Annotated in this window: 3 protein-coding genes; all 3 read left to right on the top strand. The window is 64.2% G+C overall.

From position 1 onward, the window contains the following. Positions 1 to 147 precede the first annotated feature (147 nt). From recC to recD, 3 genes are read left to right on the top strand one after another with little or no spacing between them, the layout of a single operon-like run. Complete coding sequence (gene recC, locus AC0IYH_RS22730; protein ID WP_471836305.1) at positions 148 to 3,600, top strand: exodeoxyribonuclease V subunit gamma; 3,453 nt, start codon at positions 148 to 150, stop codon at positions 3,598 to 3,600. Further along, complete coding sequence (gene recB / locus AC0IYH_RS22725) at positions 3,597 to 7,271, top strand: exodeoxyribonuclease V subunit beta (RefSeq protein WP_471836303.1); 3,675 nt, start codon at positions 3,597 to 3,599, stop codon at positions 7,269 to 7,271. The genes recC and recB overlap by 4 nt, the downstream gene beginning before the upstream one ends. Then, complete coding sequence (gene recD / locus AC0IYH_RS22720) at positions 7,268 to 9,322, top strand: exodeoxyribonuclease V subunit alpha (RefSeq protein WP_471836302.1); 2,055 nt, start codon at positions 7,268 to 7,270, stop codon at positions 9,320 to 9,322. The genes recB and recD overlap by 4 nt, the downstream gene beginning before the upstream one ends. The last annotated feature ends 40 nt before the right edge of the window (positions 9,323 to 9,362 follow it).

Below are 9,362 nucleotides of genomic sequence, written 5' to 3'. Positions count from 1 at the left end.
CATCGTCAAGATTAAATTCCGAAACCCCATTTGCGAAAGCAGATGGGGTTTTGTTTTGGGCGGTCGAAAAGGGCGAAGAGGCTCATTACGGCGGCCTTCAATGCTAAAGTCCATGCCTCGATTTTTGCTTTTCCCAAGGAAGCCGTTATGCCGGATACGACGTCCCTCAGCGCTGGATTCATGGTGGTTCACGGTAACCGCCTGGATGAACTGCGCAGCCTCGTTGTCAGCTGGATGCGTCGCTATCCCTTGGCTCCCCTGGAAAACGAAATTGCATTGGTGCAAAGCAACGGCATCGCCCAATGGCTCAAGCTGGCCTTGGCCGAAGACCCGCAAGAGGACGACATGGGCGGCTGCGGCATCGCCGCCGCCATCGATGTGCAGCTCCCCGGCAGCTTCATGTGGCAGCTTTACCGCATGGTCCTTGGACGTGACGAAATTCCCCCCAAGTCCCTGCTCGATAAAGCCCCACTGACCTGGCGCCTGATGCGCTTGCTCCCGGAGCTTATCAATCAGCCGCACTTCGAACCGCTGCAGCGCTTCCTTACCCATGACACCGACCTGCGCAAACGCTACCAACTGGCCGAGCGCCTGGCCGACCTGTTCGACCAGTACCAGGTGTACCGCGCCGACTGGCTGGAAGATTGGGCCGCAGGCCGGCACCAACTGCGCAACGGCCGAGGTGAAACCAAACCCCTGAACCCGGCTAACTGCTGGCAAGCCGAACTATGGCGCGCACTCCTGCTGGACGTGGGTGAGGAGGGCATGGCCCAAAGCCGTGCCGGCGTTCATCAGCGCTTTATCGAGCGCATTAACGCGCTTGAACAAGCCCCCCCCGGCCTGCCTTCCCGCGTGATTGTTTTCGGGATTTCTTCGCTGCCCGCGCAGGCGTTGGAGGCCCTCGCCGGCCTGGCGCGGTTCAGCCAGGTCCTGCTGTGTGTACACAACCCTTGCCGCCATCATTGGTCCGACATCGTTGCTGACAAAGACCTGCTGCGTAACGAATACAAACGCCAGGCGCGTAAAGCCGGCATGCCCGTGACCATCGACCCCCAAACCCTGCACCAGCATGCCCATCCGCTACTGGCTGCCTGGGGCAAACAGGGCCGTGACTACATCAGCCTGCTGGACAGCTACGACGACCCCAACAGCTACCGCGCGGCGTTCCGTGATGGTCGCATCGACCTGTTCAGCGACAGCGAACCCACCACACTGCTCAACCAGCTCCAGGACGATATCCTCGAACTGCGCCCGCTCAACGAGACCCGCGAGCTTTGGCCCGCTGTCGACCTCGATCAAGACCGCTCCATCCGTTTCCATATCGCCCACAGCGCCCAGCGCGAAGTGGAGATTCTCCACGACCAATTGCTCCAACGCTTCAGCGCCGACCCCACGCTGCGCCCCCGGGACGTCATCGTCATGGTCCCCGATGTCGACAGCTACGCGCCGCATATCCGTGCCGTATTCGGCCAGTTGGAAAGGAGCGACCAGCGCTTCATCCCCTTCACACTCACCGACCAGGGCCAACGCGGTCGCGACCCCTTGCTGATCGCCGTCGAGCACCTGCTGAAACTCCCGGACAGCCGCTTCCCCGTCAGCGAAATCCTTGACCTGCTCGACGTCCCCGCCCTGCGCGAACGTTTCGCCATCAAGGAGCGCGACCTGCCCACGCTGCACCGCTGGATCGAAGGCGCCGGCATCCGTTGGGGCCTGGACGCCGAGCAACGCGCGGGTCTGGGCCTACCCAAAGAATTGGAACAAAACAGCTGGCGATTCGGCCTGCGACGTATGCTGCTCGGCTACGCCGTCGGCACTGGCCTCGCCTGCGATGGCATCGAGCCCTACGACGAAATCGGTGGTCTCGACGCAGCCCTGATCGGCCCTCTGGTCGCCTTGCTCGACGCCCTGAATGACGCGCATCAAGCGCTGTCCCAACCGGCCGCTCCGCAAGCATGGGGCGAACGCCTGCAACGCCTGATGCAGCTGTTTTTCCTGCCCAGCAGCGAACACGACGACTACCTGCTCGGCCAACTCGAACAGCTCAGGGAAGACTGGCTGGAAACCTGCGAGTCCGTCGGCCTACAGGATGAGTTACCCCTCACCGTAGTCCGCGAGGCCTGGCTGGCCGGTCTGGACCAAGGCCGCCTGTCCCAGCGCTTCCTCGCCGGAGCTGTCAATTTCTGTACCCTGATGCCCATGCGTGCGATCCCGTTCAAGCTGGTCTGCCTGCTCGGCATGAACGACGGCGACTATCCGCGCGCGCAACCGCCATTGGATTTCGACCTGATGGGCAGCGACTACCGCCCCGGCGATCGCTCGCGCCGCGAAGACGACCGCTACCTGCTGCTCGAAGCCTTGCTGTCTGCGCGCGACCAGCTGTATATCAGCTGGGTGGGCCGCAGCATTCGCGACAACAGCGAGCGCCCGGCGTCAGTCCTCATCGGCCAGCTGCGTGACCACATCGCCAGCGGCTGGAAAAACGCGCATACAGAACACGCGCTGCTGGAAGCCATGACCCAGGAACATCCGCTCCAACCCTTCAGCGCCCGGTATTTCCACGCCGGCGATCCGCTATTCAGCTACGCCCGCGAATGGCAATTGCTGCATGAAACCCAGGCGGACATTCCAGCAGAAGGCGCACTGACGCCGCACCAACAGGACGAGCCGCTGAGCCTCGGCCAGTTGCAGGACTTCCTGCGCAACCCGGTCAAACATTTCTTCAGCCAGCGCCTGAAAGTGTTCTTCGAAGCCGCCGAAGTGCCCCTGGCTGATGAAGAACCTTTCGTCCTCGACGCACTGCAACGCTACAGCCTAAGCGACAGCCTGCTGAATGCCGCGTTGAGCCAACCCGAGCAAATCGACCAAGCCTTGAACGCCCAGGCCCTGCGCCTGCAAGGCAGTGGCCTGCTGCCCATGGTCGGTTTCGGTGAGTGCCTGCGTAACGAGTTGGTTGAGCCGTTGCCCGATCTGGTACAGCGCTACCAACAACTCCTCGCCCTCTGGCCCACCCCGCACACCGCTGCCGAACCGATCAGTTTTGAGCATCAGGGTATCCAGCTGGAAGGCTGGATCAGCGGCCTGCACCGACGCAATGATGGCGGCTTGCTCAGCGTAACCACCATCCCCAACAGCATCGGCTCGATCAAGACTCGCAAGTGGCATCGCCTCATTCGCCCGTGGGTCAACCACCTGGTCGCGTGCGCCTGTGGCTTGCCGTTGAGCACCGGCCTTGTCGCCAGTGACGACACCTTGCTGTTGGCACCGCTGGATAAATCTGCCGCCCAGGAAACCCTCGGCCACTTGCTGCTTGCCTGGCACCACGGCATGCAAAAACCACTGCCGGTCGCGGTCAAAACCGCCTTCGCCTGGCTCGGCCAAACCGACCCCGCCAAGGCCCAGGCCGCGGCGAGTAAAGCCTACGAAGGCGACGGCATGACCACCGACGGCGAACGCCGCGAAAGCCCGGCGCTGACCCGCCAATTCCCCGACTACGCGGCCTTGACCGACAACGAGGAATTCGAAGGCTGGTGCGAAACCCTGTACCGCCCACTGATCAACGCCCCCTGGCGATCACTCACCAGCGAGGAGGCCAGCGCATGAGCAGCAAACCCTTGGCCCTGGCTTTCCCGCTCAAAGGCAGCCAGCTGATTGAAGCCAGCGCCGGCACCGGCAAGACCTTCACCATTTCCGCCCTGTACCTGCGTCTGGTGCTGGGCCACGGCGGCGACGACTCCGGCTTTGGCCGCGAGCTGCTGCCGCCGCAAATCCTTGTAGTGACCTTCACCGACGCGGCGACAAAGGAGCTGCGCGAACGCATCCGCATCCGCCTCGCCGAAGCCGCGCGTTTTTTCCGCGAAGAAATAGACCAACCGGATGCCCTGATCGCCGACCTGCGCGACGAATACCCCCGCGAGCACTGGCCCGCCTGCGCCAACCGCCTGGACATCGCCGCGCAGTGGATGGACGAAGCCGCCGTCTCGACCATCCACAGCTGGTGCCAGCGCATGCTGCGCGAACACGCGTTCGACAGCGGCAGCCTGTTCACCCAGACGCTGGAAACCGACCACAGCGACCTGCTCGGCGAAGTGCTGCGCGACTACTGGCGACTGTTCTGCTACCCGATGCACGACGACGCGCTCAACTGGGTGCGCAGCAACTGGGGTGGCCCCGCCGCGCTGATGCCTCGGGTACGCGCACTGTTCGGCAGCGAGCGCCCCACTGATGAAACCCGTGAACCGGCCGAGCTGATCAACGCCTGCCTGCAAGAGCGTCGCGAAGCGCTGGTACAACTCAAGGCGCCCTGGCAAGAATGGGCAAACGAATTACGTGATATCTGCCTGCAAGCCGTGGCCGCCAAAGCCGTCGACGGCCGCAAGATGCAAGCGCGCTACTTCGAGCCCTGGTTTGAAAAAATCAGCGCCTGGGCGGCTGACGAAACCCTTGAGCAATTGGACATCGGCACCGGCTTCACCCGCCTGACCCCCGACGGCATGGCCGAAGCCTGGAAAGGCGAGCCCCCACGCCACCCGGGAATCGACGCCATGGCCGGCCTCAAGACCGCCCTCGACGCGCTGCCAACCCCCGACGCCGCCGTGTTGCAACACGCCGCCGGCTGGGTCGGCAAACGCTTCGAAGAAGAAAAACGCCGGCGCGCCGAAATGGGCTTCGACGACATGCTCATCCGCCTCAATGCCGCCCTGCAATCCGAGGGCGGCGAGCGCCTGGCCAGTGTCATCCGCGAGCAGTTTCCGGTGGCGCTGATCGACGAATTCCAGGACACCGACCCGGTGCAATACAGCATCTTCGACAGCATTTACCGCATCGAAGAAAACCACCTCGACAGTGGCCTGTTCCTGATCGGCGACCCCAAGCAGGCGATCTACGCCTTCCGCGGCGCTGACATCTACACCTACCTGCGCGCGCGCAAGGCCACGCTCGGCCGCCATCACACTCTGGGCACCAACTTCCGTTCCAGCCATGCGATGGTCGAGGCGGTGAACCATGTGTTCCAGCGTGCCGAAACCGGTCGCGGCGCGTTTCTGTTCCGCGAGCCGGAGGGTGAAAACCCGGTGCCGTTCAACGCCGTGCTGTCCCAGGGCCGCAAGGAGCAGTTACAGCTCGATGGCGTCACGCTGCCGGCCATGAACTTCTGGCACCTGCCCACCGACCAGCCGGTGTCCAACGCCGTGTACCGCCAGCAATTGGCCGCCGCCTGCGCCACGCAGATTGTCGAGTTGCTCAATGGTGGGCAGCAGGGCAGGGCAGGTTTCCTACATCCCATTGAAGGCTTTAGAGGCGTACTGCCGTCAGACATCGCCATCCTGGTGCGCGACGGCAAGGAAGCCCAGGCCGTGCGCGCCGAGTTGGCCGCCCGTGGCGTGCGCAGCGTGTACCTGTCGGATAAAGACTCGGTGTTCGCCGCCCAGGAAGCCCACGACCTGCTGGCCTGGCTCAAGGCCTGCGCCGAGCCGGACGTAGAACGCCCGCTGCGCGCCGCGTTGGCCTGCGTTACCTTGAACCTGTCGCTGCCGGAATTGGAGCGTCTGAACCAGGACGAACTGGCGTGGGAAACCCGCGTGATGCAGTTCCGTGGCTACCGCGCGATTTGGCGCACCCAAGGCGTGCTGCCGATGCTGCGGCGCCTGCTGCATGATTTCAAACTGCCGCAAACCCTGATCGCGCGCAGTGATGGCGAACGCGTGCTGACCAACCTGCTGCACCTCAGCGAACTGTTGCAACAGGCCGCCTCGGAACTGGACGGCGAGCAGGCACTGATCCGCCACCTCGCCGAGCACCTGGCGCTGTCGGGCCAGGCCGGTGAAGAGCAGATCCTGCGCCTGGAAAGCGATGAGCAACTGGTCAAGGTCGTGACCATCCACAAGTCCAAAGGCCTGGAATACGACTTGGTGTTCCTGCCCTTTATCTGCTCGGCCAAGCCGGTGGACGGCAGCCGCTTGCCGCTGCATTACCACGACGCGCAGGATAAACCCCAGGTGAGCCTGCGCCCGACCGCCGAGTTGATCGCCCGGGCCGACGACGAGCGCCTGGCCGAAGACCTGCGCCTGTTCTACGTGGCCCTGACCCGCGCTAAACACGCGTGCTGGCTGGGCGTCGCCGACCTCAAACGCGGCAATAGCAGCAGCTCCGTGCTGCATTTGTCTGCATTGGGCTATCTGCTCGGCGCCGGCGCATCCCTGGGCGAGTCCGCCGGGCTGGCGCGCTGGCTATTGGATTTGCAGGAGGGCTGCGCCGCCATTCATTACGCCCAGGTGCCCGACGCGCAAGACATCCTTTTCCACCCGCCGCGCAACGAAGCCAGCTTGCTCGCGCCGTTGCTGCCCAAACGCAAGGCCGCCGAAAATTGGTGGATCGCGTCCTACAGCGCCTTACGAATTGGCGACAGCATGAGCGCCGCGAGTCTCGAGGCTCCCGAAAGCCCACAAGCGCAGAAGCTGTTCGATGACGAGCGCCTGGACCCCGACGCACCGCGCGAAGTGGTGGCGTCTGGCGACGATATTCACCGTTTCCCACGCGGGCCCAACCCCGGCACCTTCCTCCACGGTTTACTGGAGTGGGCGGGTGAGGAAGGTTTCAACGTGACCCCGCAAGCGATCGAAAAAGCCGTGGGCGCACGCTGCAATCGGCGCAACTGGGAAGGCTGGATCGTCACCCTCAGCGGCTGGCTTGGGCATCTGTTGCAAACGCCGCTGCCGGTGGATAACGATCGAGTCAGCCTCAGCGGCTTGAAGCAGTACCAGATCGAAATGGAGTTCTGGTTCGCTAGCCACAAGGTCGACGTGCTCGCCCTCGACAAGCTCGTGTGCCAGTACACCCATAACGGCGTGTCCCGCGTTGCCGCCGAACCGGTGTTGCTCAACGGCATGTTCAAGGGGTTTATCGACCTGACGTTCGAACACGACGGCCGTTACTACGTGGCCGATTACAAATCCAACTGGCTCGGCCCCGACGATTCGGCCTACACCCATGACGCCATGGAGCAGTCGATCCTCGAGCATCGGTACGACCTGCAATACGTGCTTTACCTACTGGCCCTGCACCGCCAGCTCAAGGCACGCCTGCCGGACTACGACTACGACCGGCACGTCGGCGGCGCGCTGTACCTGTTCCTGCGCGGCACCCAGGCCGCCAGCCAGGGCGCGTATTTCACCCGGCCGCCGCGCGAGCTGATCGAAGGCCTGGACCTGTTGTTCCAGGGCAAGCCCATCCCGCCCAAGGTTGAGCCCGCCTGGGAACAAGGAGTGTTGTTATGAGCCTGTCGCCGTTACCGTTGGAAGCGCTGGCGCCGCTGAGCCACGCCGCCGACCTGCTGCAGCTATTGGAGCGTTGGGTTGAACGCGGCTGGCTGCGTGCGCTGGACAAAGCCTTCGTCGGCTTCCTGCACGAACTTGACCCGCAGGCCGACCCCTTGGTGCTGCTGGCTGCGGCGCTTACCAGCCATCAGTTGGGCCACGGCCACGTGTGCCTGGACTTGTTCGAAACCCTCAACGCACCGGACTTCGCCCTCTCATTGCCCCCCGAAGGCGACCTGCAGACCGGCGCCATGCTGCTGCCGTCGCAATTGCTCGATGGCCTCGACGGTGCGCATTGGTGCCAGGCCCTGGCTGCCAGCCACTTGGTCGCGCTGGCGGTGGATGGCAGTGAGTCCGCGCAAAGCCGCCCCTTGGTGCTGTCGGGCAAGCGCCTGTACTTGCGCCGCTACTGGACCTACGAACGGCGTATCGACACGGCTTTGCGACTGCGCCTCGCGACCCGGGAAACCGTCGCCGCCGATCTGCCGCAACGCCTCAACAGCCTGTTCGACCAGGCGCCGCCCGACGGCGTGATCGACTGGCAGAAACTCGCCTGCGCCTTGGCCACTCGCGGTGCATTCAGCATCGTCACCGGCGGCCCCGGCACCGGCAAGACCACCACCGTAGTGCGCCTGCTCGCGCTGTTGCAGGCGCCCGCCGTGGAAGCCGGCATCCCGTTGCGCATCCGCCTGGCCGCGCCCACCGGCAAGGCCGCCGCGCGCCTCACCGAGTCCATCAGCCAGCAAGTGCTGTCGCTGAAAGTGCCGGAAAACGTGAAGGAAAAAATCCCGACCCAGGTCACCACCGTTCACCGCCTGCTGGGTAGCCGCCCGGGCACCCGCCATTTCCGTCACCACCTGGGCAACCCGTTGCCGCTGGATGTGCTGGTGGTGGATGAAGCGTCGATGATCGACCTGGAAATGATGGCCAACCTGCTCGACGCCTTGCCGCCCCACGCCCGCCTGGTGCTGCTGGGCGACAAGGACCAGCTGGCCTCGGTGGAGGCCGGCGCCGTGCTCGGCGATTTGTGCCGCGACGCCGAAGCCGGCTGGTACAGCGCCCAAACGCGCCAATGGCTGCAAACCGTCAGCGGCGAAGACCTCGGCGCCAGCGGCCTGCACGAAGACCTCGACGGCAGCCACCCGCTGGCCCAGCAAGTGGTGATGCTGCGTTACTCGCGGCGTTTCGGCGAGGGCAGCGGCATTGGCCAACTGGCCCGCTGGGTCAACCAGCAAAACGCCGACGAAGCGCGCAAGCTGCTCGCCGCGCGCAGCCACGCCGACCTGTTCTGCGTCAGCCTCAAGGGCGAGCACGACACTGCCCTGGAGCGCTTGGTACTGGACGGCCAGGGCGGTGGCGCCGAAGGTTATCGCTACTACCTCAACCTGCTGCACAGCGCGCGCCCGGCCCTCGATACCCCGCGCGAAGACCTCGCCTGGACCCACTGGGCGCAACACCTGTTGCAAGCCTTCGACGCGTTCCAGTTGCTCTGCGCCGTGCGCAAGGGCCCTTGGGGTGTAGAAGGGCTGAACCTGCGCATCACCGCGGCCTTGCGCAAAGTGCGGCTGATCGAGGGCGACGAGCAATGGTATGAAGGTCGCCCGGTGCTGATGACCCGCAATGATTACGGCCTGGGCCTGATGAACGGCGATATCGGCATCGCCCTCAAACTGCCCGAAAGCGACGGCGGCCCTCAGGTGCTGCGCGTGGCCTTCCCACGTAACGATGGCCAGGGTGGCGTACGATTTGTACTGCCCAGCCGCCTGAATGATGTGGAAACCGTGTACGCCATGACCGTGCACAAATCCCAGGGCTCGGAGTTCACCCACACCGCGCTGATCCTGCCGGACGCCCTCAACCCGGTGTTGACCAAAGAGCTGATCTACACCGGCATCACCCGGGCCAAGCGCTGGTTCAGCCTGATCGAACCGCGTGGCGGGGTGTTTGAAGAGGCCGTGCGGCGCAAGGTCAAGCGCCTGAGCGGGTTGATGCTGGAGCTGGGGGCGGAGTAAGAAAAATCTTACGCTGTGCTATCGTTGCGGCATCACCCCG

This window comes from Pseudomonas sp. AC463 (assembly GCF_979253585.1).
The sequence above is the reverse complement of the archived record's forward strand: the minus strand, read 5'-3'. Positions and strand labels throughout refer to the sequence as shown.